Origin of the sequence: Sporosarcina sp. FSL W7-1349 (assembly GCF_038003045.1) — a bacterium.
In the GTDB taxonomy this organism is placed as follows: domain Bacteria; phylum Bacillota; class Bacilli; order Bacillales_A; family Planococcaceae; genus Sporosarcina.
The window spans coordinates 184,558-208,438 of the sequence record NZ_JBBOOK010000001.1; the positions used below are offsets into that span (position 1 = coordinate 184,558).

Genomic DNA, 23,881 nt, shown 5'->3' on the forward strand with positions numbered 1-23,881 from the left:
CACTACATATTTTAAGGAGGTTTTTGGAATGAAAAATGAATTGATGGAAGATTTAAAATGGAGAGGACTGCTCTACCAGCAAACCGATGAGGAAGGTTTGGCAAAGGTCATAAATGAAGAGAAAATTGGCTTATACTGCGGTGTCGATCCGACGGCGGATAGCATGCACATCGGCCATATCGTGCCATTGCTGACGTTGCGCCGTTTCCAGATGCATGGCCATCGTCCGATCCTGCTCGTCGGCGGGGCGACTGGAATGATCGGGGATCCGTCTGGCCGTTCCGAGGAAAGACAATTGCAAACGACGGAGCAAGTAGCGGAAAACGTGAAAGGTATCAGAAGCCAGCTGGAACGGATCTTTGATTTCAATTCCGAAAATGGGGCTCGGTTGGTCAATAATAACGACTGGATCGGTCCCATGACCCTAATTGAATTTTTACGTGATTTCGGGAAATTATTGAGCGTCAATTACATGTTGGCGAAGGATAATGTAGCGTCCCGTTTGGAACAGGGGATTTCCTACACGGAGTTCTCGTACATGCTGATCCAGGCAGCAGATTTCAATCACCTTTACTCCAACTATGGGTGCCGTGTGCAAATTGGCGGTTCCGATCAGTGGGGCAATATTACGACAGGGCTTGAAGTGATCCGGAAAACGCACGATGATGAGGCGAAAGCGTTCGGAATCACGATTCCGCTCGTCACGAAAGCTGATGGCACGAAATTCGGGAAAACGGCTGGCGGCGCGGTCTGGCTGGATGCGAAAAAGACATCCCCTTACGAGTTCTACCAATTCTGGATCAATACAGCGGACGCCGATGTCATCAAGTATATGAAAATTTTCACTTTCTTGAACCGGGAAGAGATCGAGGCATTGGAAGTGTCCGTCCAGGAAGAACCTCACTTGCGCAAAGCTCAAAAAACGCTTGCAGAAGAAATGACCCGACTTATCCATGGCCAAGAAGCGCTCGATCAAGCGATCCGCATTTCGGAAGCATTGTTCAGCGGAGATTTGAAAGCTTTAACTGTGGATGAAATGAAAGATGCGTTCAAGGATGTCCCGACATTTGAGATGGAGAAATCGGATAAAAACATCGTCGATTTCATCGTCGAATCGGGTGTGTCTTCATCGAAGCGCCAAGCACGGGAAGACGTGACGAACGGAGCCATTTCCCTTAATGGAGAACGGGTAACCGATACTGCGTATGAAGTGGGAGCGGCCGACCGTTTGGATGACGCCTTCATCATCGTCCGTCGCGGGAAAAAGAATTATAAAATGGTGAAATTCATATAATAATGGAAGAAAGGCCATACCCACGATCGGGAATGGCCTTTCTTTTTCATAATTTCGTCACCCAAGCGGGGAGTTTCAAATCGTTAAATGCTTCAGGATGTAGCAAGTTTCCTAAATTAAATGCCCCTTCAAGAAGCCTAGGAGAGGGCCTGCAATATAAGGCTTCTTCCAAAATGTCAATTCGGTCTTGCTGAACGGCACCCATCTCTTTCCAGCCGGGACGTTTCAACACCACGTCTTTCTTCACCTTTTCCGGACGCACGCCGACCCATGCCAGCAGAATATGATCAGGGTTCCGATTCAGCACATCATCCCAATCGGTTTGGACACTGGCGAGTTCCACGTCGCGGAATTCATTCAACCCGCCGGCAATTTCACTGATCTCCGTCAACCAATTGATCTGACCTGGAGTGAAAATCGGTTTCGGCCACCATTCCCAGTACAAGGACGGTCTATCTGGAACCGAAGAGGCCCGTTTTTTCATATCGGCAATGAAGGCCAAATAGTCCTCTTTAATCTGTTCCGCCTTCTCTTCGATACCACATGCTTTGCCGACTGCCAACAGATTATCCGCAATATCTTCTAAGCTTTGGGGATCTAACACAATATGGGGGATCTGGCGTTTCTCCAACTCTTCTACATTCTTTTCCATGCCAGGCACGCTCAACGAAGCAATTACCAGATCAGGTTCGAAAGTTTCCAATTTGTCCATATCGATGGATAAATCGGGTCCTAGCCTCGGTAAAGAATTGACTGCTTGCGGCCAATCCGAATAGTCATCGATGGCGACCAATTGATCTTCCAATCCAAGATAGCCGAGCACTTCGGTGTTGCTCGGACAAATTGATATCAGTTTCATCCTCTCACCTCTGCAACATTCAATTTTTTCCTACAGCCCATATGACGACGGGAACGAGCAACAATGATAAACAGCCTCCTGCAATGGAAAGGGTTGCGTAACTTGTTTGGGCGGCAATTATTCCGGATAATGCCCCGCCGGAAGCGCCGGATAAAGCGATGAGCACATCAACTGAGCCTTGTGTCTTCGCCCGGGTTTCCGGATGGCTTGCGTCTACGATAAGCGCCGTTCCGCTGATTAAACCAAAATTCCAACCGAGCCCAAGTAATCCTAAAGCGAGGGTGAGCAGCCAAACCGAGTCGCCGGGTGCGAAAGCGGCGACTAGTCCCGAAGCGAGAAGGGTGACTCCGGAGGCGATGGCCATCGCAGTCCGACCCACTTTGTCGACGAGCACCCCAGTCAATAGGGAAGGGAGGTACATGGCTCCGATATGGATGCCAATGACAAAGCCGACCGCACGTAAACTGTGTCCGTGGTGTCCCATATGGACGGGTGTCATCGTCATGATGGAGACCATGACGATTTGACTAAGCACCATGATGGTAGCGCCTACGGCAATTCCTCGTTTATTCAATATTTGCCCTTCGCCGCTCATCTTGCTTGCTGTCGGTGTTTTCATTGTCTGATCGGCCGCAATCGCTTTGGCGACGATGAATGGATCAGGCCGTAAGAAAAGGAATAAAACCAAGCCGGCCAAAATGTATGCGGCTGCGGCAAGAATGAACGGCCCGGCTAACGCAGGAATGCCGAGGTTCAGAGCGAAATTTCCCATGACATCGACAAGATTCGGTCCGGCGACGGCTCCGAACGTTGTGGAAACCATGGCGATACTCACGGCGGTCGCTCTCTGTTTGGGGCTTGCCAGGTCGGTCCCCGCATAGCGGGCTTGCAAGTTTGTTGCGGTTCCCGCACCGTAGATTAATAGGGAAATCATCAAGACGATGATGTTGTTCGAAATCGCAGCAAGAATGACGCCAATCGCGCCGAGTCCCCCTGCAAAAAAACCGCCTGCCAGCCCGAGACGACGGCCGAAGCGTTGCGAAAGCCTTCCGATGACAAAGGCGGCTCCCGCGGAACCAAGGGTGAACATCGCAACAGGCACCCCGGCAAAACTATCTGTTCCCAACATATCCTGGGCAAGAAGGGCACCGACTGTAATCCCGGCCGCCAATCCGGCTCCGCCGAATATTTGAGAAAGGACGACAATGAATAACGTCCTTCGGTAAAGCTGTTGCTGCTTTTCAGGAGAACCGAGATAGCTCTCCGGATTCCCCGAAGGTTTTGGCGCCATGGACGAAGCCACCTTTCTAGAAACGAAAATTAATGAGATCATTTGAATTATATCATTTTTTAAGTGTGAAACGCAGAAGACTTGGAATCTTTTAAGTAGGTGGGAGATTCTAGGGGATGTTTCGCTGGGGAACAACGGGTGCTCGAAAGTGGATGGACCGTGCAAGGAAACCGTGTCGGGGTGCAATCAAACCGGGTGTGAGCGCAAGCAACTCGTGTTGGACTGCAAGCACCCCCGGCGTAAGTGCAAGCAAATTTGCAAGTGTAAGAAAACCATGCCGGAGTGCAATTAAACCGGGAGTGAGCGCAAGCAACTCGTGTTGGACTGCAGGCAATCCCAGCATGAGTGCAAGCAACCCTGCAAGTGCAAGGAAACCATGCCGGAGTGCAATCAAACGGGGATTGAGCGCAAGCAACTCGTGTTGGACAGCATGCAATCCCAGCATGAGTGCAAGCAACTCTGCAAGTGCAAGGAACCCATGCTGGGATGCAATCAAACGGGGAGTGAACGCAAGGAATTCGCGTTGAACTGCAAGCAACCCCAGCGTGAGTGCAACCAAACCGTCTTAACGTCTCCCCAAAAAAAGAGCCCCAAATCGGGACTCTTACGCTTCCTTTTTAGCAGCCGCCCTTTTACGCGGGGCCGGTTTTTTCTTTTTCGTTTTATCCAGAGACGCCTGCAATGCAGCCATAAGATCGGTAACATTGGCAGGGGCGGCTGGCTGTTTCTCGGTTGCTGCAACTGTCGTGTTGCCGGCTTTCTTTTCCTCGATCAATTCCATGAGCGCCGTCCGATATTCGTCCGTATATTTCGTAGGCTCGAAAGCGGTTGTCAGCTGGTCGACCAATAGGAGTGCCGTGTCCAATTCTTTCTGGACAACCGTATCGCCGCTCGGCAGATTCGGTACATCTTGCACATTCCGGACCTCATCGGGAAAATGGATCGTTTCCATCAATAACGCATTTTTGTATACTCGGACAACGGCCAGTTGCTCCTTAGATCGGATGATGATTTTGGCGACCCCGATCTTGCCCGAATCCTCCAATGTCTTGCGCAGCAAAGAGTACGCTTTTCCTCCTCCGCTGTCAGGAGCCATGAAGTAGCTCCGCTCGAAATAAATCGGATCGATTTCTTCCAGCTTGACGAAATCGATTATTTCCACGGCTTTGTCTTCATTTTCCTTCTTCAATTTCTCCAAATCCTCATCATCCAAAACGACAAACTTGTTTTTGGTGTATTCGTATGCTTTCACAATCTCTTCATTTTTGATTTCTTTATCACAAACAGGGCACACTTTCTGATAACTAATGGGAGAATGGCATTCCTTATGCAGTTGGCGTAATTTGATGTCATTGTTCTCAGTCGCTGCATGCAGTTTAATCGGGATATTGACCAACCCGAAACTGATGCTTCCTTTCCATACGGTATGCAAATCCTTCACCCGCTTTCCTTTTTTATTAGTATGGAAGTTCTCTGTATTCCTATGTATAAGAAAGACGCGCAATCAAAAGCTAATCAAAAAACAGGGGATGAAAAAATGAAACCGATGCTACTGACGACTTCCGAAACAATCCCGGTCGGAAAGGGTTGGACATACGAAGCAAAATATGACGGATTTCGCTGCATCCTTGTCTGGGAACCAAATGGTGTCATGCTTTTTAGCAGAACCGGAAATATGGTAAATGAAAATTTTCCGGAAGTGGTGGACTATTGCAAGCAAATCCAAGATCGGCTGTCCACCCATCTTCCGTTGACGTTGGACGGTGAACTCGTTCATTTGATCAATTCATTCAAAAGCGATTTTTCCATCGTGCAAGCAAGAGGGCGGATGCGAACCGAACAGGTCATTCAACAGCATAGGGAAGACTTCCCTTGTCATTATATGATGTTCGATTTATTGAAATATAAAGGGGAAGATCTAACGGCGATGCCGTTGCAAAAACGGAAGACGAAATTGAGGAAGCTATTCACCAAGGTCTCATCGGCCGAATCCAGCCAACTCCAAATGGTTGAATCGTTCGAGGATCCGAAGGAATTATGGGAACGGGTCATCGAGAACTTGGGAGAAGGGATTGTCGCCAAACGGAAATCGAGTACATGGTCCAATGAAAAACGCTCACCCCATTGGGTGAAAGTGAAGAATTGGAGGCTTGTCAACATCATCATCACCCAATATGATAAAATGAACGGCTACTTCACAGGAGCGGTCCATCGAGACGAGGAATTGGTGAATGTGGTCACCTTCCTTCACGGACTATCGGATGAAGAGACAGATACATTGCGGAAGCTTTTTCAGGAAAACGGACGCCGCATGTCAAAAACGACATGGGAGTTGGCCCCGTCCGTTTGTGCTAAAATCGCCTGCATCAGTTTTGATGGAAAGCATTTGCGGGAACCGAGGTTTCACAGTTTTGATTTCGAAGCCGAGCCGGATCAAATTCAATGGAAACTCATGCTTCGCCAATTATCCCCGCTTCCGCCATCCATCCAAATGACCCATCCGGACAAGCCGGTCTGGCCGGAACTCGGTCTTGTGAAAGATGACTATTTGCTTTACTTGCAACAGGCGGCCCCGTTCATGCTTCCGTTTTTAGAGAATCGGCTGCTGACCGTCATTCGTTATCCTCATGGCGTGCCGGGGGAACGCTTTTATCAGAAAAACGCCCCCGATTATACGCCAAAATTCATTCAAACCGAATGGGAAGAGGATATTCGATATATCGTTTGTCAGGATAGCAAGTCGCTGCTTTGGCTTGGCAATCAACTGGCTCTCGAATACCATATCCCGTTTCAGACGATCGATACGGAGTGTCCGACTGAAATCGTTTTCGACTTGGATCCTCCTTCTGTTAAAGAGTTCAGCCTGGCGGTTGAAGCAGCGCTCCGGATGAAAGCGATTTTCGACCGGTTCCAGCTCACTTCATTCGTCAAGACATCCGGCGGAAAAGGGTTGCAGCTGTATATTCCACTGCCGTATAATCGATTCGCGTATGAAGAGACGAGGGTGTTTACGAAATTTGTCTGTGATTTTATATGTGAGCAGGAGCCCGACTGGTTCACAACGGAGAGAATGAAAAAGAAGCGCGGGAATAAATTATATTTGGACTATGTCCAGCATCAGGAAGGCAAGACGATCGTGGCGCCATACTCTCCGCGAGGGAATGAGCAGGGGCTTGTCGCGACGCCGCTCCGCTGGGAAGAAGTGACATCTTCTCTCAAACCCGAACGATTTCCGATTCCTGTCGTGTCGGAACGGATGAAGACCATCGGCAATCCGTTCCGGGATTTCCGCCCGGTTGGGGAGGCGCAGCCATTCGACGCGGTGCTGAACGAACTTACTTCGCTGCTTGGACGTCCATGAATAGAAGTAGAGGGGGATTTCATTGAAAAAACTGATGAAGATATTAATCGTTTTTGTCATCTTAGTCATTGCAATAGGCTGGGGGGTCTACTATTTCGGAACGAAACTCATCGCCGATCAAGTGATGGACCAAGTGGCAGTCGAACTTGAAAATAGCGGTCAATTGGAGGCGATCAAGCAAGAAGTGCAGAAGGATCCACAATTGAAAGCGATGTTGGAAGAGGGTAAGAACGCGGAGAACGCGGATTTGCCATTCCAGACAAAAGAAGAAGCCGTCCGAGTCCTGCTGAAAAAGTTCGACTTGGCAGAAATCCAAGAACTGCAATCGAAAGCGTCATCGGGCCTTACGGTGGAAGAAAAACAGGAGTTGCTGAACAAGATGGAAAGCCGGTTGACCGAGGAAGAGTTGCTAGCGCTAAAGGTGTTGGCGTATAAGGAGCTGGCGCAGTAAAAGAAGATTTTACTCGGTAATACAGGGGTTGAACAAAAATTTGGGGTTTAATTTTAGAACATAGATGAAATTGTTCCCGGCATCCCATTTGGGTATATCTTGGTTTAATACCCAACAGACAAACAGTAAGCGAATCGGTTCCTCTGCGAGGGGAACCTTTTTTTATTTTAAAAATTAACAGAATCGTTTATCGAATGTGGTAGACTTTATACCAAAGCCGAATTACCTAATGCTTTGATTACTATAATATAAGTTTTCGTTAGGCTATGTTATGGACGCTCGATTTAGCATTGCTGAAAGGCCATCAGTCGGCCAAGCCCGAAAAAATCTGGACTTCATTATGCCGAGGCGTAATGGAAATTATGAAACAGGTGATGCGCATGATTTCTTACGAACAGTTTTTCCTTATAATTATTGTTAGTATTTTAGGTCCAGTTGTCAGTCTTCTCGGCTTGATTTTTTTCCAGTTGAAAGAGACAGAGGTGAATCTGTTGGAGATTCAAAATAACCGTGTCTTGCTAGAAAAAGAACTGGAAACTAGCAAATATTATCAGCTTAGTCAGCAAATCCAGCCGCATTTCCTATTCAATGCGCTGAATTCCTTACTCAGTCTATTGAAGCTACAAAAATATGAAAAATTAACAGAAGGTTTTGAACATATGGTCCTGTTCCTCAGATACAAATATAAAGTGCATGATCATTTGTATCCGATCAGCGAGGAAGTGATGCATACGACTCATTATTTGCAGATTCAGCAAATCCGTTTCGGAAATCGCCTTTCAATTGATATTGAAGTTGAAGAACAACTCCACGATGAAATGATTATCCCGTTTTTGTTACAAACGGTCGTGGAAAATGCGTTCAAGCATGGCATAGAGGAAGTTGAAGGGGGCTCATCACTGATAATTCGCATCACGGAACAAGGGGATACCATCTTTTTGCAGGTGATCGATGAAGGTCCCGGTATACTAGGGAACCAGGAAGTAGAATTAGGAACCGGCCTTAAAAACATCATAGATAGACTCCGGCTCATTTATGGGACGTCCGCTCATTTTAGCTTGGAAAATCGGAAAGAGACTAGGGGAGCGATCGTAACCGTGTCTTGGCCGAGACACTATATGTATGGGGAGGAATTTGAATGAATCTACTAATCCTAGACGACGAACCGCTATTCGTAGAACAATTAGAAATGATCATACAGAAGAATTTTCCTGATTGGCGCATCTTTTCAACATATGCAGGAACGGATGCCATTCAAGTCGCCCAGAAAGATACGATTCATTTAGCTCTGATCGACATAAAACTTGGCGGACGAAGCGGGCTGGAGGTGGCCGAGCAATTGAAGCAGGATAACCCCGATCTGGATGTAGTCATCATATCCGCATTCCAGGAATTCGAGTATGCAAGATATTCGTTGAAGCTAAAAGCGGTGGACTACTTGGTGAAACCCGTTTTGGAGATTGAGCTTTTACGCTTATTGAATGATTATATTTTCCAACACCCTCAGTATAATTCGCGCTCGTCCGCGGTTGGCAATACAATCGATATCATTGCAAAACGTTTTCACGAACAACTGAAACTTTCGTCAGTCGCAGAAGAGCTTTTTATCCATCCTCAATATTTAAGTAGATTGTTCAGTGAGGAAATCGGAATGCCATTTTCGGAATACTTACTAAGGTACCGTATCAAAATGGCGAAAGAACTTTTGGTGAAGGAAAAAGAATGGTCCATCGAGCAAGTTTCCTTTGCCACGGGATTCAACAGCCAGCATTATTTCAGCAAAGCGTTTAAAAGATTAGTACAGACAACGCCGGCTAGATACCGCCAGCAGAAATTGCAAGAGTTGCTGGAAAAACGAGGTTGATCGAGTTGAAAGTCTTATATGTTATTAGTTCTTTTTTTACGATGACGCTAATTTTTTTATCTAGTGACGTCGTATTGAAGTATGGGACGTACGGGGGGCTTATTCTTTGTGCTTCTTTTGTGACGGCCGTTTTCTTAGTTTACTTCTTCCGTAAACTTCTCTTTCGAAAGAGGGTGGAGGACAGCTCGAAGCCATTGCTCTTGACCCTTTTTGCATTTCATTTGCTGGAAACATTCGCTTTACAGGTTTGGATTATCGCGGGGGTTTTGCGTTTCACCAAGGAGCCGCCATTGGAACTAGTACTGTTCATAGGTGCCTCCGTCATTGTAGTTTTCATGTTCTTCATCCGGAAAAAAACCTCACTACTCGTGAATATCATTGTTGTGATGAACATTAGCCTTATCTTCGTGCTCGCCATCCTGCTTCCCAATTTCATATATTTGCAAAAGGGATTGGAGACGGTCTATCATAATCTGTTGCACTATCATCCGAAAGTGCTCCATCTCAACAGAGAAGGGCTGTTTTCTTTCTATTTGGCGATGACGGCAGTATTTGTCATCAAATTATTTGCCGCATTTCATTTGCACTCGTTTCCCAAAACATCAATAAAGGCGAAGATGCTGTTGATCGGGATGAGTGTCGGTTCAGTTACCTTAGCATTTTCAACGATGATTATCGTAGCAATTACAGAAAGGGTTCAATCGGCAATACCGAACTTACTGATCTTGTCAATGTTGGAGAGGATGCTATCGCCGTTCTTCTTTACCTTCGTGCTGCTCGTCGTATTCCTTGGAAGCATTAATACGATCATATTGTCGATGCTGTTTGTGAACTCTTATGTGAATGGACTCGTACCACATATCAGGAAACGTTATTTCTTGGGTCTCTTCTTTCTATTTTTAGTTATCACATTCACTGTGTGGTTTCATTCGGTGGACTACGTAATCGTTCAAATTCTACTGTTCTTAAGTATTTGGCAATGGCCCATCATGATTGGGTATGCAATGCTGCCAGCGCAACGAACTGCGGTTTATTTCTCGATGGGCTTTCTTTATGTGCTCATATGCTTTAATTGGTATGGCGACTACCCACTCGTTTTCTGGATGAACGTTATCGCGATTGGTTCGCTAGTATTCGCAGGCCTGATCAGGTCATTGCTGTTCCTCAGAAAGAAATAAGAACTCTATTTATGCAAGAAGGTATTCATGCTTATACTTTACTAAAGTCTGGCAGTTCAATCACATTTGAACTGTCGATTTTTTTATAGGAACCCTTCATTTAATGCGAAACTCTATTTGCTGAGAAAGCATTTCCTCTCTCCATTATCCAATATCATAATAGTTCAAAAATAACACATGAAAGTACAACATTTGTATTATTGCTAATTGTAAAATAATTAAAAGACAGGGGGTAATACAATGAGCAAACGTTTTTGGCAAGGCTTTCTCCTCATGTTGGCGACCTTGCTCCTGGCAGCAGGATGTTCTGGTGACTCCGGCAGTTCTGAAGAGAGCAATGTGCCGGCCGATGGTGTGGCTACGCCTGGCGGTGACACACTGATTGTTGGACTGGAAGCGGAGCCGACTTCATTTGATGCCCATCAAGTGTCGGATTTCAACTCATCTCGTGCAGCCATGGAGCTGTATGACCAGCTCGTCCGTTTCAAAGATGGAAGCACTGACTTAGAACCAAGTTTAGCGACAAAATGGGATATCACAGACGATGGGTTGGAATATGTGTTCACGTTACGGGATGATGTGCAATTTCATGACGGGACACCTTTCAACGCTGACGCGGTAAAGTTTAGTATTGACCGGCAAATCGATCCGGCCCATCCTTTCCATGATACTGGGCAATTTGCATATGCTGATTTTACTTTCGGCATGGTGGACAATGTGGAAGTTCTTGGAGACTATGAAGTGAAGATTGTTTTGAAAGAGCCGTTTGCTCCATTCCTAAGCAACATGGCAATGCATTCCGCTAGTATCGTCAGCCCAACAGCTGTTGAGGAAAATGGTAATGATTTCACGAAAAATCCGGTAGGCACAGGTCCTTATAAATTTGTAAGCTGGACACCGGGCGTAGAAGCAGTCTTGGAGAAAAATGAAGAACATTTCAGGGGGGCTCCTACTATTTCGAAGATCATCTTTAAACCGATTGCTGAAGCGCAAACACGCTTGGCGGAGCTTGAGGCTGGCAATATCCATCTGATCGTCAACGTTCCACCGGATGATCTCGTTCGTCTGCAGGATGATCCCAAAGTGCAATTGATTGAGGAAGCAGGAATGCACGTCTGGTGGACTGCATTTAATACTCAGAAAGAGCCGTTCAATGACGTCAAAGTCCGTCAGGCTGTCAATTACGCTGTTAATAAAGAAGCGATTATCGACGGCCTGCTGCAAGGAACGGGGGAATTGGCGAATAGCCCGATCCCGCCAAATGTATGGGGACATAATGCGGAAGTAGAAAACTATCCGTACGACCCAGAAAAAGCGAAGGAATTATTGGTGGAAGCAGGATATGAGAACGGTTTCGAAGTCGATTACTGGGTGCCGGAATCAGGTTCCGGAATGCAGCAGCCGCAAGTTATGGCAGCTGCCATTCAAGCAGATTTGGCCAAAGTCGGCATCAAGTTGAACATTCAAACATTCGAATGGGGGACTTATTTAGATAAAGTCTTCATTCCAATGGAAGAAAGCGACATGGATATGCACCAGATGTCTTGGATTGGCGATAACGGCGATCCGGATAACTTCCTCTATATCTTGTTTAGCGGCGAGCAATGGCCGGCAAAAGGGTTCAATGATTCCTATTACAACAACGAAGAAGTGAACGAATTATTGAACAAAGCCCGGATCAGCCCGGATAAGGCGGAGCGGACAGCGATGTATGAGAAGGTCCAGGAAATCATTATGGAGGAAGCTCCCTGGCTTGTATTGGATTACGAGAAACAGATTGTTCTAACTTCTCCTAACGTCAAAAACTTTGTACTGCACCCAACAGGTGTCTTCCGTTTCAGTAATGTGACTTTTTGATGAGAGGGCCATGGAGCTGACAATGTCAGCTCCTAATGCCATTTATACACTTTTTCTAGATGGAGGTGAGCCCTATTTTTGTCTATATCATACGACGGCTTTTCGGGTTGATCCCCGTGTTGTTCGGGGTCACCTTATTAGTATTCTCTATTATGTATTTATCGCCGGGGGATCCAGCCAAGATCATTTTGGGTCCGAAAGCAACAGCCGATTCTATCGCCAAGCTCCGGACCGATCTAGGACTTGATGAACCGTTTCTGAAACAATATTTTACTTGGATTGGCAATGTCCTGACCGGCGATTGGGGACGCTCCATCCAGCTGAAGATGGAGGTTCTGCCATTGGTGATGGATAGATTCGGCGCGACGCTCATCCTGACTATCACGAGTGCATTATTCGCGATTGTTACGGGGGTGGCGGTCGGAATCGTTTCCGCCTACAAGAAATATAGCTTCATCGACCGTGCATTGATGATCATGATCCTTGTCGGATTCTGCCTTCCGGTATTTTGGCTTGGAATATTATTGCAAATTATTTTTGGGCTTCAGTTGAATTGGCTGCCGATTTCAGGAATGTATTCACCGGGAGGATCGGGCTTCGAGCAGCTGGCCAAACATTTGATATTGCCATCCATTGCACTGTCGGCGGGAGTCGGTGCAGTCATCGCACGGATGACCCGGTCGAGTATGCTGGAAGTGTTCGAAAATGATTATATCCGGACAGCACGTTCCAAGGGATTGAGCGAGAAACGGATTGTGTTTCTACATGCTTTGCGGAATGCGTTTATTCCGGTCATCACAGTAATCGGTATGCAGATTGGTTTTCTACTTGCCGGGGCAGTGCTAGTGGAAAAGGTCTTTTCATGGCCGGGCATTGGCACACTGATGATCGATGGTATCCTAGCTAGGGACTTCCCGTTAGTACAAGGAATTATTCTCTTTGTAGCGACGGCTTATGTTCTTGTGAATTTAATAGTAGATATTTTATACGCTTTACTGGATCCGCGTATTTCGTATAAGTAGGAGGGAGTAGCTATGATCGATCAAACACGAGATATGAAAGATGCAACTTCTGCTCCTTTGCGAGAGAAATACGAAGGACCATGGAAAGTTGCCTGGAAAAAGATACGGCGCGACAAGACGGCGATGATCGGTGGTAGCGTTCTGCTGCTGATTTTTCTCGTGACAGCGCTAGCACCTTTGCTACCGCTTCCGAATCCGGATGAAACAGCCATTGCGAACCGACTTCAGCCAATCGGAACGCCGGGGCATCTTCTTGGGACGGATGAATTAGGCCGTGACCTGTTGAGTAGGACAATTTGGGGAGGCCGTGTCTCGATAAGTATCGGCGCGTTCGCTGTGGCAATTGCACTGCTTTTTGGAACGATCCTAGGCTTGATTGCCGGTTATTTTCAAAGATTTTACGATACAGTAATTATGCGTTTCATCGATATTTTAATGGCGTTCCCGTATATTTTGCTAGCGATTGCCATCATCGCAGCATTGGGTCCGGGCCTGACGAATACGATGATTGCGATCAGTATTGTCGGCATCCCATATTATGCGCGAATCGTAAGGGGAAGTACTTTGCAATTCCGCGAAATGGAATTTGTCTTGGCGGAGAAGGCGTTGGGAGCTAGCCATTTTCATATCATTTTTCAACATATATTGCCGAACTGTCTACCTGCCATCATTGTCGCAGTCAGTCTCGATGTTGGCTGGATGATCTTGGCCGCATCGGGGATGAGCTTCCTTGGTCTTGGCGCCCAGCCGCCGCTTGCGGAATGGGGCGTCATGTTAAGTGAGGGCCAGAAATATATCCGGATGGCCCCGCATTTAAGTCTCATACCGGGAATCTCTATTTTTATCGTAGTACTTTGCTTGAATCTATTGGGAGATGCGTTGCGTGACGCGCTCGATCCAAAAATCAAATAATTAGGAGGTTGGGGAATTGACAAACGTTAAATTTACTACACGTCCCGTAAATACTTTTTCAATCGTAGGCTTCGATCCAGAAACGAATGAGCTGGGGGTTGCTGTTGCTTCCAAATTTTTGAGCGTCGGGGCAGTCGTCCCATATGCAAAAGCGGGTGTGGGGGCAGTCGCTACCCAATCATGGGCCAACTTGGAATATGGAACGAAAGGATTGGAACTTCTGGAGAGCGGCGACTCGCCGGAGGAAGTAATAGAGGAACTTACGAAAAGCGATGAACGGAAATCGTATCGGCAAGTTGGGATTGTGGATGCAAAAGGGAACAGCGCTACGTTCACCGGTGAAGACAGCTACGACTGGGCTGGCGGAAAAACCGGTAAAAACTTCGCAGTGCAAGGGAATATACTCGTCGATGAAGGAGTCGTCGATCGGATGAGTGAAGCATTCCTCGGAGCATCAGGTACGCTTGCCGATAGGTTGCTGAAAGCGCTGAAAGCCGGTGATGATGCGGGCGGCGACAGCAGGGGGAAACAGTCTGCGGCATTACTTATCGTAAAGGAGAACGGTAGCTATGGCGGCTACAATGACAAATATATTGATTTGCGTGTTGATGATCATGAAGAACCAGTAAAAGAGTTGGAGAGGATTTACGAGCTTCATCAGCTTTATTTCAACAAAACCGCAGAAGAAGATGTGTTGGCAATTAGTGAATCCGTGGCCGATGAATTAAGGAAGTTCTTAACCGTCTTGGAATATTTGGAGTCTGAACAATGTGACGACGATATGCTGAAAGAGGCTATCCAGTCGTACCATTTGATTGAGAATTTTGATGAGCGTGTTCAGCCTGAAGGTTTCATTGATAAGAAAGTCTTGGAATTCATCAAGAAAAGCGCTATTGAAAGTATGTGATGATATGACAGCAGTTTTACGGGTGGAAAACTTAACAGTAGGCTTCAAGAAAGATCGGACTTTTGTCAATACGATACGGGAAGTTTCTTTCTCTGTGAGACAAGGGGAGATGCTTGGGATTGTTGGAGAGTCCGGCTGCGGTAAGAGTGTAACCTCACTAGCGGTCATGGGGTTGCTGCCGAAAGGGTTTAGCCGGATTGATCCAGACAGCAAAATTTATTATGGTGATGCAAATATTGCATTTCTGCCTGAATCCCAGTTTCGAAAAGTCAGAGGAAATGAAATTGCTATGATATTTCAGGATCCAATGAGTTCCTTGAATCCAGTCTTTACGATCGGTTTTCAAATGGTGGAAATGATACGGGAACATGTGAAATGCAGCAAGAGACAGGCGTTTGAAAAAGGTGTGAAGATGCTGAAGCAAGTCGGGATTCCCCGCGCGGAACAAATCATGAAGGAGTTTCCACATCAGTTATCCGGAGGAATGCGACAGCGTGTTATGATTGCGATGGCAATGTCCTGCAATCCCAAATTACTCATCGCAGACGAACCGACCACAGCGCTTGATGTCACAATTCAAGCGCAAATCCTTGATTTGATGAAAAAACTGCAAAAAGAGACTGGTACTTCGATCATGCTCATCACCCATGATCTTGGCGTTGTATCCGAAGTATGCGATCGTGTTATCGTCATGTACGCTGGTATGATCGTAGAGGAGGCTGAAATTGATGAGCTGTTCGCAGCACCTAAGCATCCTTATACGATTGGTCTGTTGCATTCAATGCCTGACATTGAAAAGAACCAAAATCGTCTGGATACAATCCCCGGAATGGTGCCACAAGCGGAAGATATGGTGCCCGGCTGTAAATTTGCTCCAAGATGTGCATTTGCGAGGGATATCTGTTTTTCGCAGGTGCCTCCGAAAGTGCAATTCACCGACTCACATTCGGCTTCGTGCTGGCTCAATGAGAAGGAGGCGGGAGACTGATGACAGATGTGCTAACAGTTCAAAATATCAAGAAATATTATCCTGTTAAAAAAGGTCTGTTGCGGCGGACGGTTGGCCAAGTTAAAGCTGTCGATAATGTCAGTTTCGTACTGAAAAAAGGAGAAACGTTTGGTATAGTTGGCGAAAGCGGCTGTGGTAAATCTACTTTGGGGCGGACACTTCTTCAATTGGCAGAACCGACTTCGGGAAGCGTCCAATACGAAGGAAAGGAGCTCGTCAACCTGTCATTCCGTCAGTTACGACCAATCAGACAGGAAGTTCAGATGATATTCCAGGATCCGTATGCGTCTCTCAATCCACGGAAAACGGTCTATGATATTTTGGCGGAACCTTTGAGAATACATCGCCTATATAACAAGCAGAGCTTCCAAAATATCTACGAAATGTTGGAGAAGGTCGGGCTCAGCCGAAAGGTCGCTCGCCGATATCCTCACGAATTCAGCGGAGGACAGCGACAACGGATTGGCATTGCCCGCGCTTTAATTTTAGAGCCGAAAGTGGTCATCGCGGATGAGCCAGTCTCAGCGCTCGATGTCTCGGTCCAGGCGCAAGTACTGAATTTGATGCAGGATCTTCAGGAAAGCATGGACCTTACCTACATTTTCATTGCGCACGACTTGAGCGTCATCAAGCATATTAGCACAAGAGTTGGAGTGATGTACTTAGGAAAATTCGTGGAACTCGCACCTAAGAACCAAATTTATGAAAACCCATTGCATCCGTATACGAAAGCGCTACTCTCCGTTATTCCATCGCCAAATCGGGATAGGGCCAGGGATCGAATTCTGTTAAGTGGTGAGCTCCCAAGCCCCCAGAACCCGCCGAGCGGCTGCCCGTTCCATTCCCGCTGTCCAGCAAAGATGGATATCTGCTCATCCGTTAAGCCACAATGGCAGGAAATCGAAGAGGAACATTACGTCGCGTGCCATTTGTATTAATAAATGAACTAGATACTGGAAACTTAAGAATGAGCGAGGGTGGCCCATAGTTTAGACAGTTATTCGGTTGTACCTCCACCTCCAGTAAAACAGAACCCCCGAAAGCTTTAGTGAATCAAAGCTTCCGGAGTATTTGTGATAGATAAGTGGCCATCCTTTATACGTGTTTTGTATGCACTCCTCGCGGTTTGTTCGCGAGCCTCATGCTACCTTGCACCCGCAGAGCATTTCCTTGCATCCTTTGTGTCTGAACATAGATAAAAACCCCCTAGAAACCATGGAAATTCAAGGTTTCTAGGGGGTTTTTTGTTGCTGGATGACATGCGATCAAATTAACGGCTGTAGAACTCAACGATCAACGCTTCGTTGATTTCAGAAGGAAGTTCGCTGCGCTCAGGAAGACGAACGAATTGGCCGACTTTTGTATCTTTGTTGAATGTTACATAGTCCGGCACGTAGCTGTTCACTTCAAGTGCTTCATTGATAACATCAAGGTTTTGGGATTTCTCACGAAGAGAGATCTCTTGGCCTGGTTTTACGCTGTATGATGGGATGTCCACGCGTTTGCCATCGACCATGACGTGTCCGTGGTTAACGAGCTGACGAGCAGCACGACGAGTGCGTGCAAGGCCCATGCGGTATACTACGTTGTCAAGGCGAGTTTCAAGAAGGATCATGAAGTTCTCACCGTGTTTACCAGGCATTTTGCCTGCTTTGTTGAAGATCGTTTTGAACTGGCGCTCGTTTACGCCGAACATGAAACGAAGTTTTTGTTTCTCTTGTAATTGCAATCCGTATTCGGAAAGTTTTTTACGTTGGTTAGGACCGTGTTGTCCTGGTGCGTAAGGGCGTTTCTCAATTTCTTTACCTGTGCCGCTTAGTGAAATACCAAGACGACGGGACAGTTTCCAAGATGGACCTGTATAACGAGCCATGAGTGACTCCTCCTCTGTTTTTGGTTTTATTTTGTAAAATAAGAACCAGATATGTTCCTTCCAAATGCCATTCTATCATCTTGCAACTTCGCCTTTGCAGCCAAAAGGTTACGCGATGCACCTTCTACCGAGGAATAGACTGGACAATTTGGAGCACATAACTGCTGCAACTATTTTACACAAAGAACATCATAACAATATTGTGGCGAAGAGTCAAGCCATGTATTGAATTGGAGAACTGAGCACTTCTGGCTAGAATTCTTGCTCGCCAATATGGTTCAAATGTATTATAATAGAATATAATACAAACTGAGTATTTGAGAGAGTTCGTTTATCAGGTAGGGGTGAATATGCGCATGAACCATCAATTGACTATGCTTACCATCAAAAGTGAATTATTCGATTTATGGACGGAAGAATCGGAAGCGCATTCTTATGGCACGTGGTTCGAGTCGCTTAAGCAGATTCTTGACCGCCACTTCCGTATAAAGGCTTCTCAATTTTTCATTTATCATAATGAAAGCCTCATCCCGCTCAATGGAACCGACTCGGACAGAAGTATCACTTTGTCCATCCCGATGGAATCGAATCGGGAAAATCGAAAAGTCTCTGATAACGATATATTAGCAAAACTTCAAGGCAAAGGTTTCGAATTTGCTGATGAGTATATTCTATTCCGCAATCGGGAGGGAGAGCCGATTGGCCTGCTCCTGTTCAAAGCGACAAATCGGCTTCGTGCTTTCGCCGCATCGCCTTATTGGAAAGAACTGGAGAAATCGGTCCTCCAGCTGATCCACAATGTGAGAAGAACTTATCTCCTCGAGACAAGAGGAGAAAGTTACCGGCAATTGTTCAATGTCACGGAACTATTCAATGCGACGATGGAGAGCCGGGTCATCCTCGATGGAATCATCCAGGCGGTATCTGACTCGTTTCCTGAATTCGAGGTCGTTCTGCTACTTTCCCACGAACGGAAAGAATTAAGCCAGGCCTATCAATTATTCGACCATATGAAAGAAAGGCCCTCTGCTTTGGACGCATTTCTTTCCGGGGAATTGACAATTGAGCATGCGCAAGACCTGACCAAAACATTGGTCAATGCGCCGATCAAAGGCAGACAGGGCATTTACGGAGTCCTGCAAGTGAAGGCACCGATTGAATTCGACTTTACGAGCATGCAGAAAGATTTCGTCCGGGTAGTGGCCAATACGGCTGGAAACGCCTTGGAAAATGCCAGCCTTTATGACCAATCGCATCGTCTCATCACCGATCTGCAACTTGTAAATGAAACTTCAAAAAAATTGAATGAAAATTTAAAATTCGATGAAATGGTACTTTTCTTAAAAGGGCAGTTGACCCGAGCATTCAAGCCGAGTGAATTGGCATTTGTCTTCAAGGAAGCTGGGGGTCGGTTTTCCGTTTCAGATATGAGCACCGCCTATTTCCAAGAGGTCGGCAGCAGGCAATATATCGATTATGCCCTATGTCAATTTGATAGTGGGAAAAAAGAAGTGTTCGATGCCAATTTCGAGGTATGCGCGGGGGGCGAGGTTCCCTACAAGTCATTTATCGCAATCCCGATTCTGAACCAAGAGGAAATGATTGGATTTGTTATTCTTGTGCATAAAGAGAGATATTATTTCCCTTTTGACAGTTTCAAGTTGATGCGCTCATTGATCGGCCATTCATCTCTCGCATTTTCCAATTCGATGTTGCGCGACCAACTGCAGGAACTGGTTGACAAGGACAACCTCACGAAGCTATATACCCGCAGTTATTTGGATAACGTCATCGAACGATCCATGGCCGAGGAGGCGCAAGGCGTATTCCTCATGATTGACGTGGATAATTTCAAAAAGGTCAACGACACGTTCGGCCATGCCATTGGAGACAAAGTGCTGCGTAACATTTCCCGGACCATCTTATTGGAAGTCGGGGAAAAAGGATTTGCCGCAAGATGGGGTGGAGAAGAGATGGCAATTTATTTGCCTTCCGGGGATATGGAGGATGGAATGGCTCTTTCGGAACAGCTTCTCCGGCTTATTCCGAAATACACGGAGCCGAGTGTGACAGTTTCCATCGGCATGCGGGACTGGAGCCGGGAAAGCCGACCGTCCTTCCAACAACTCTTCCAAGAGGCGGACGAAGCGTTATATAAAGCCAAACATAATGGGAAAAACCAAGTTGTCATCCATCGGGCGGTCTCCACGAAATCATAAAGTGGAAGCCGCCTCTTTTTCTTTCGTGCATAAAATAGAGTAAACTATTTGTAAGCGCATCCAACACATCATAGAAAGGATGGATTGAAATGAAAGATCACCCGCTTCACAAAGACACTGTCGTCATCCATGAAGGGTACGAGGATCAGGAGCATTATGGCAGTCTCGCGGTTCCACTCTACCAGACTTCCACTTATTCTTTTGAAAATGCGGCGCAGGGGGCAAGCCGGTTCTCCGGCAATGAAGAAGGGTATATCTATTCCCGCTTAGGCAATCCGACAGTCCGCGTACTCGAAGAACGGATTGCGGCAATCGAGGACGGCGCAGCCGCCTTGGCATTCGGATCGGGCATGGCCGCCGTGAGTGCTATACTGACGCATGTTACTAAAGCCGGGGATCATGTGTTGTGTTCTCGAGGGATTTACGGATGTACATTCGGCCTATTGAAAATTATGGAAGACAAATACAAGATTACGCATGATTTGATCCGAATGGACAATGAAGAGGAAATCGAAAAATTCATCCGTCCGGAAACAGTTTGCATCTATTTGGAAACCCCCATCAATCCGACGATGGAATTGGTCAATTTGGAAGCGGTCGTCAATGTCGGCAAAAAACACGGCTTGCAAGTCATCGTCGACAATACATTCACTTCCCCCTATTTGCAAAATCCAATATCGGCAGGCGCCGACTTCGTACTTCACAGTGCTACGAAATATATAAATGGCCATGGAGACGTCGTAGGAGGATTGCTCGTTGGAAAAGAGAAAGAGGAGATTGCGAGGATTCGTGGCACGATTCAAAAGGACTACGGCGGCATCATGTCCCCGTTTGACGCCTGGCTGCTGATTCGCGGATTGAAGACGCTGCCGATCCGGATGGAACGCCATTCGAACAATGCAGAGAAACTGATCGCCTTTTTGAAAAATGAAAAACATGTCGAAGAGATTTACTATCCATTCGACAAAGACAATCCCCAATTCGACATTGCCAAGCGGCAAATGCGGGCAGGGGGCGGTTTGATTTCATTTACAGTGAAGGGCGGCATGCAGGCTGCTCAGCGCTTCATGGATCATCTGCAACTTATCAAGATTGCGGTCAGTTTAGGAGATGCCGAAACGCTGATCCAGCATCCCGCCACGATGACGCATTCCGGTGTACCGGCTGAAGACCGGCTTGAAATGGGGATCACCGATTCGCTGCTCCGGCTCTCCGTCGGGCTAGAGCATCCGGATGATCTGATTCGGGATATGAAAACCGCATTCATGGCTTTGGACTGAATGAAAAAAACGCCTCGGCAGCCGATGACAGGCATGCCGAGGCAGTTTTTTCTCGAACACTAGACTTATAGGTGACCAACAAGCGTCTGGACGAACTGTTCCAATCCCTTCCGATCCTCTTCGGTAAAACGGTCCACTTCCGGACTATCGACGTCCAGCACTCCCAACAGCTCTCCGTCTTTCAACAAGGGAACGACAATTTCGGAACGGGACGCCGCATCGCAGGCGATATGGCCGGGGAACGCATGGACGTCCGGAACGAGGATCGTTTCCTCCTGCATCGCCGCTGTCCCGCAAACCCCTTTTCCGAACGGGATTCGCACGCAAGCGGGGAGCCCTTGAAATGGGCCGAGCACAAGCTCATCCCCATTCCATAAATAGAAGCCGACCCAATTGATCCGGTCGAGAAATTGGTTGAGCAAAGCGGAGGCATTGCTTAAATTTGCATACCGATCGCTTTCTCCGGTCAACAGGGCATCCAATTGCTTGGCTAGTTGTTCATATCCGACGTTCAAATCGGTGGAATAGTCGTTAGGGACAAACATGGAAATGACCTCCCAGTCAAAAAAATGATTCAATTCGATTATACGTAGAATGCGAAGAAATGACGAAAAAAAAGATTTTTCGATACGAAACATTCATTTTCGCAACCAAAAGTCTTTAAACATGATACGATATAGGATAATATCATGTTACAGTGACACGGGATAGGGGGACCACGATGAGATACGTCATCATTCCAATTATAGTTCTCATTATTATGACAGTCATCGCCTTTCTATTTAGGCGTAAACATATATCCGAAATTGAAAAACTTGAAAACGAAAAGTTACAAATCCAACATAAACCGATTCTTGAAGAAATGACCAAGGTCAAGCAGTTGAATATGACAGGAGAAACGGAAGAGAAATTCGAGCGCTGGCGAAATGAATGGACCGACGTGATGGATGTCCATATGCCGAAGATCGATTCTCTGTTATTCGACGTGGAGGACATGGTCGACCGCTTCCGATTCCGGAAAGCGACAGAGACAGAAAAGTTAATCCAGGATAAAATCCGTTATTGCGATAAAAAAATGAATGAAATCCTGCACGAGCTCAATGAATTGGTCGGCAGCGAAGAGAAGAACCGCATTGAAATCGAGCAATTGAAGGAGCAGCACCGCGCCGCCCGGAAAACGGTCCTTGCTCATCAGCATTCGTTCGGCATGACCGCGAATCCGCTGGAAAAGGAGTTGGAATCCTTCAATCCGAAATTTGCGGAATACGATGAATTGACGGCGCATGGAAATTACTTGCAGGCGAGAGAGATTGTCATTTCATTGACAGAGAAAGGGACCCGCCTTTTTGGCTTGATTCATGATATCCCGGCTTTGCTGACCGATTTGCAAAATAAAATACCTTCTTCCATCCGGGAATTGCGGAACGGGTCGAGGGAAATGGAAGAGCAAGGCTATTATTTGCAGCATCTAGAACTGAATAAGCACTTAGATCAGATCGAACAGGAAATTGAAGGGCTGCTGAAGAAAATGGCGGATCTCGAAATCGAGGCTGTTCAGGAGCAGGCCCATGATATCAATGATCGTATCGACTCCTTCTACGATGCACTTGAAAATGAAGTGAACGCAAAGCGCTACGTCGATGTAAATTTCGATGGGTTGGCTGAATTGCTGAGTAGCGTCACGACATTGACGAAGGACACTTCAAACGAAGCGGCCTACGTGCAACAAAGTTATCGTCTGGATGAAAAAGAGGCGCATATCCCGCAGACAAGCCTTAAAAAGCTCGAGCAACTCGAAAATCGATTTGGACTCCTGTACGAACGGGTAGAAGGAGGCGGCTCGGCTTACTCCAGTCTCCAACAGGAAATGCAGGACATCACGAGTGAACTGGAGCAAATTTCCGAGGAACAGGAAGTATTTGCAAATCGGCTGAAAAATCTCCGCATTGATGAGCTCAACGTCCGGACGCAGCTGGAAGAATTGAATCGCAGATTGCAAAACACCGAGCGCAAACTGCAAAAAGGGAACATACCGGGTATCCCGGATGAGATGGAAGCCAGGCTGGAAGAAGCGGATGAACAGCTGTATATCGTCTCGCAAAGCCTGCAGGAAACCCCTCTCAATATGAATTTGGTCCATACATATTTGGGGGATGCCGAAAAGGCTGTGGCGGATGTCACGGAAAGAGTCGAAGAATTGCTTGAAAATGTCATGTTGATCGAATGGATCATCCAGTACGGCAATCGGTATCGGGCTACTCATCCTGAAACTCATAACCGCCTTTTGGATGCAGAGGAATCATTCAGGCAATTCCGTTACAACAAAGCGTTGGAAGAAGCAGCCACTGCGGTGGAGGATGTGGAACCGGGCGCCATGAAAAAAATTGAAGAACTTGTGAAAGAGCAAGTATAAGAATCCATATAACATCACCCATAAAGAAATGAGCTCATACAGCCACCGGTGCACTCGCGCCGGTGGCTGTATCACGCGTAGTAAAGGAAGA

General features: G+C 46.6%; 21 protein-coding genes. 15 read left to right on the forward strand and 6 right to left on the reverse strand.

Annotated features, from left to right (window positions below):
- The first annotated feature begins 28 nt into the window (after positions 1-28).
- Complete coding sequence (gene tyrS / locus MKY41_RS00940) at positions 29-1,294, forward strand: tyrosine--tRNA ligase (protein ID WP_340743269.1); 1,266 nt, start codon at positions 29-31, stop codon at positions 1,292-1,294.
- Between the two features lie 46 nt (positions 1,295-1,340).
- Here tyrS and MKY41_RS00945 read toward each other — a convergent pair whose 3' ends face one another.
- The 4 genes from MKY41_RS00945 to ku all read right to left on the reverse strand — a co-directional run bounded on the left by MKY41_RS00945 (position 1,341) and on the right by ku (position 4,876).
- Entirely contained in the window at positions 1,341-2,153 is an 813-nt protein-coding gene (locus MKY41_RS00945; protein WP_340743270.1) for a cobalamin-binding protein, read from the reverse strand.
- A gap of 19 nt (positions 2,154-2,172) precedes the next feature.
- A complete protein-coding gene (locus MKY41_RS00950; RefSeq protein WP_340743271.1) occupies positions 2,173-3,444 on the reverse strand; it encodes an MFS transporter in 1,272 nt (423 codons plus the stop codon).
- Positions 3,445-3,553: 109 nt separating this feature from the next.
- Complete coding sequence (locus tag MKY41_RS00955; RefSeq protein ID WP_340743272.1) at positions 3,554-4,003, reverse strand: hypothetical protein; 450 nt, start codon at positions 4,001-4,003, stop codon at positions 3,554-3,556.
- A gap of 45 nt (positions 4,004-4,048) precedes the next feature.
- The gene (ku, locus tag MKY41_RS00960; protein WP_340745600.1) at positions 4,049-4,876 is read right to left on the reverse strand and encodes a non-homologous end joining protein Ku; all 828 of its coding nucleotides are present in this window, start codon (positions 4,874-4,876) and stop codon (positions 4,049-4,051) included.
- Positions 4,877-4,981: 105 nt separating this feature from the next.
- On the opposite strand from ku, the gene MKY41_RS00965 reads away from it, so the two are divergent.
- From MKY41_RS00965 to MKY41_RS01015, 11 genes are all read left to right on the forward strand, one after another.
- Positions 4,982-6,805 carry a DNA ligase D gene (locus tag MKY41_RS00965; RefSeq protein ID WP_340743273.1) on the forward strand — a complete coding sequence of 608 codons (1,824 nt, stop codon included), beginning with the start codon at positions 4,982-4,984 and terminating at the stop codon, positions 6,803-6,805.
- 22 nt (positions 6,806-6,827) lie between these two features.
- Positions 6,828-7,256 (forward strand): hypothetical protein, encoded by a 429-nt coding sequence (locus tag MKY41_RS00970; RefSeq protein ID WP_340743274.1) that lies wholly within the window; start codon positions 6,828-6,830, stop codon positions 7,254-7,256.
- Between the two features lie 362 nt (positions 7,257-7,618).
- Complete coding sequence (locus tag MKY41_RS00975; RefSeq protein ID WP_340743275.1) at positions 7,619-8,398, forward strand: sensor histidine kinase; 780 nt, start codon at positions 7,619-7,621, stop codon at positions 8,396-8,398.
- On the forward strand, positions 8,395-9,120 hold the full coding sequence (locus MKY41_RS00980; protein WP_340743276.1) for a response regulator transcription factor: 726 nt from the start codon (positions 8,395-8,397) through the stop codon (positions 9,118-9,120). Before MKY41_RS00975 ends, MKY41_RS00980 begins: the two co-directional genes overlap by 4 nt.
- Positions 9,121-9,125: 5 nt before the next feature.
- Complete coding sequence (locus tag MKY41_RS00985; protein WP_340743277.1) at positions 9,126-10,298, forward strand: hypothetical protein; 1,173 nt, start codon at positions 9,126-9,128, stop codon at positions 10,296-10,298.
- A gap of 240 nt (positions 10,299-10,538) precedes the next feature.
- The gene (locus MKY41_RS00990; RefSeq protein ID WP_340743278.1) at positions 10,539-12,155 is read left to right on the forward strand and encodes an ABC transporter substrate-binding protein; all 1,617 of its coding nucleotides are present in this window, start codon (positions 10,539-10,541) and stop codon (positions 12,153-12,155) included.
- A gap of 59 nt (positions 12,156-12,214) precedes the next feature.
- Entirely contained in the window at positions 12,215-13,177 is a 963-nt protein-coding gene (locus MKY41_RS00995; RefSeq protein WP_340743279.1) for an ABC transporter permease, read from the forward strand.
- Positions 13,178-13,189: 12 nt separating this feature from the next.
- Entirely contained in the window at positions 13,190-14,089 is a 900-nt protein-coding gene (locus MKY41_RS01000) for an ABC transporter permease (protein ID WP_340743280.1), read from the forward strand.
- A gap of 16 nt (positions 14,090-14,105) precedes the next feature.
- Positions 14,106-14,996, forward strand: a complete 891-nt coding sequence (locus MKY41_RS01005; RefSeq protein WP_340743281.1) for a DUF1028 domain-containing protein — start codon at positions 14,106-14,108, stop codon at positions 14,994-14,996.
- A gap of 4 nt (positions 14,997-15,000) precedes the next feature.
- Positions 15,001-15,984 carry an ABC transporter ATP-binding protein gene (locus MKY41_RS01010; RefSeq protein ID WP_340743282.1) on the forward strand — a complete coding sequence of 328 codons (984 nt, stop codon included), beginning with the start codon at positions 15,001-15,003 and terminating at the stop codon, positions 15,982-15,984.
- Positions 15,984-16,943, forward strand: a complete 960-nt coding sequence (locus tag MKY41_RS01015) for an ABC transporter ATP-binding protein (RefSeq protein WP_340743283.1) — start codon at positions 15,984-15,986, stop codon at positions 16,941-16,943. Before MKY41_RS01010 ends, MKY41_RS01015 begins: the two co-directional genes overlap by 1 nt.
- 332 nt (positions 16,944-17,275) lie before the next feature.
- Here the strand turns inward: MKY41_RS01015 and rpsD are convergent, their stop codons facing one another.
- Positions 17,276-17,878 (reverse strand): 30S ribosomal protein S4, encoded by a 603-nt coding sequence (rpsD, locus tag MKY41_RS01020; RefSeq protein ID WP_340743284.1) that lies wholly within the window; start codon positions 17,876-17,878, stop codon positions 17,276-17,278.
- Positions 17,879-18,234: 356 nt separating this feature from the next.
- Between rpsD and MKY41_RS01025 the strand changes: the two genes are divergently transcribed.
- A complete protein-coding gene (locus tag MKY41_RS01025) occupies positions 18,235-20,097 on the forward strand; it encodes a sensor domain-containing diguanylate cyclase (RefSeq protein ID WP_340743285.1) in 1,863 nt (620 codons plus the stop codon).
- An 89-nt stretch (positions 20,098-20,186) separates the two neighbouring features.
- The gene (gene megL, locus MKY41_RS01030; protein ID WP_340743286.1) at positions 20,187-21,377 is read left to right on the forward strand and encodes a methionine gamma-lyase; all 1,191 of its coding nucleotides are present in this window, start codon (positions 20,187-20,189) and stop codon (positions 21,375-21,377) included.
- A gap of 65 nt (positions 21,378-21,442) precedes the next feature.
- Here the strand turns inward: megL and MKY41_RS01035 are convergent, their stop codons facing one another.
- Positions 21,443-21,922, reverse strand: a complete 480-nt coding sequence (locus MKY41_RS01035; protein WP_340743287.1) for a GAF domain-containing protein — start codon at positions 21,920-21,922, stop codon at positions 21,443-21,445.
- Positions 21,923-22,098: 176 nt separating this feature from the next.
- Here MKY41_RS01035 and ezrA point away from each other — a divergent pair, with 176 nt between their 5' ends.
- Complete coding sequence (gene ezrA, locus MKY41_RS01040) at positions 22,099-23,790, forward strand: septation ring formation regulator EzrA (RefSeq protein WP_340743288.1); 1,692 nt, start codon at positions 22,099-22,101, stop codon at positions 23,788-23,790.
- Positions 23,791-23,881 lie beyond the last annotated feature (91 nt).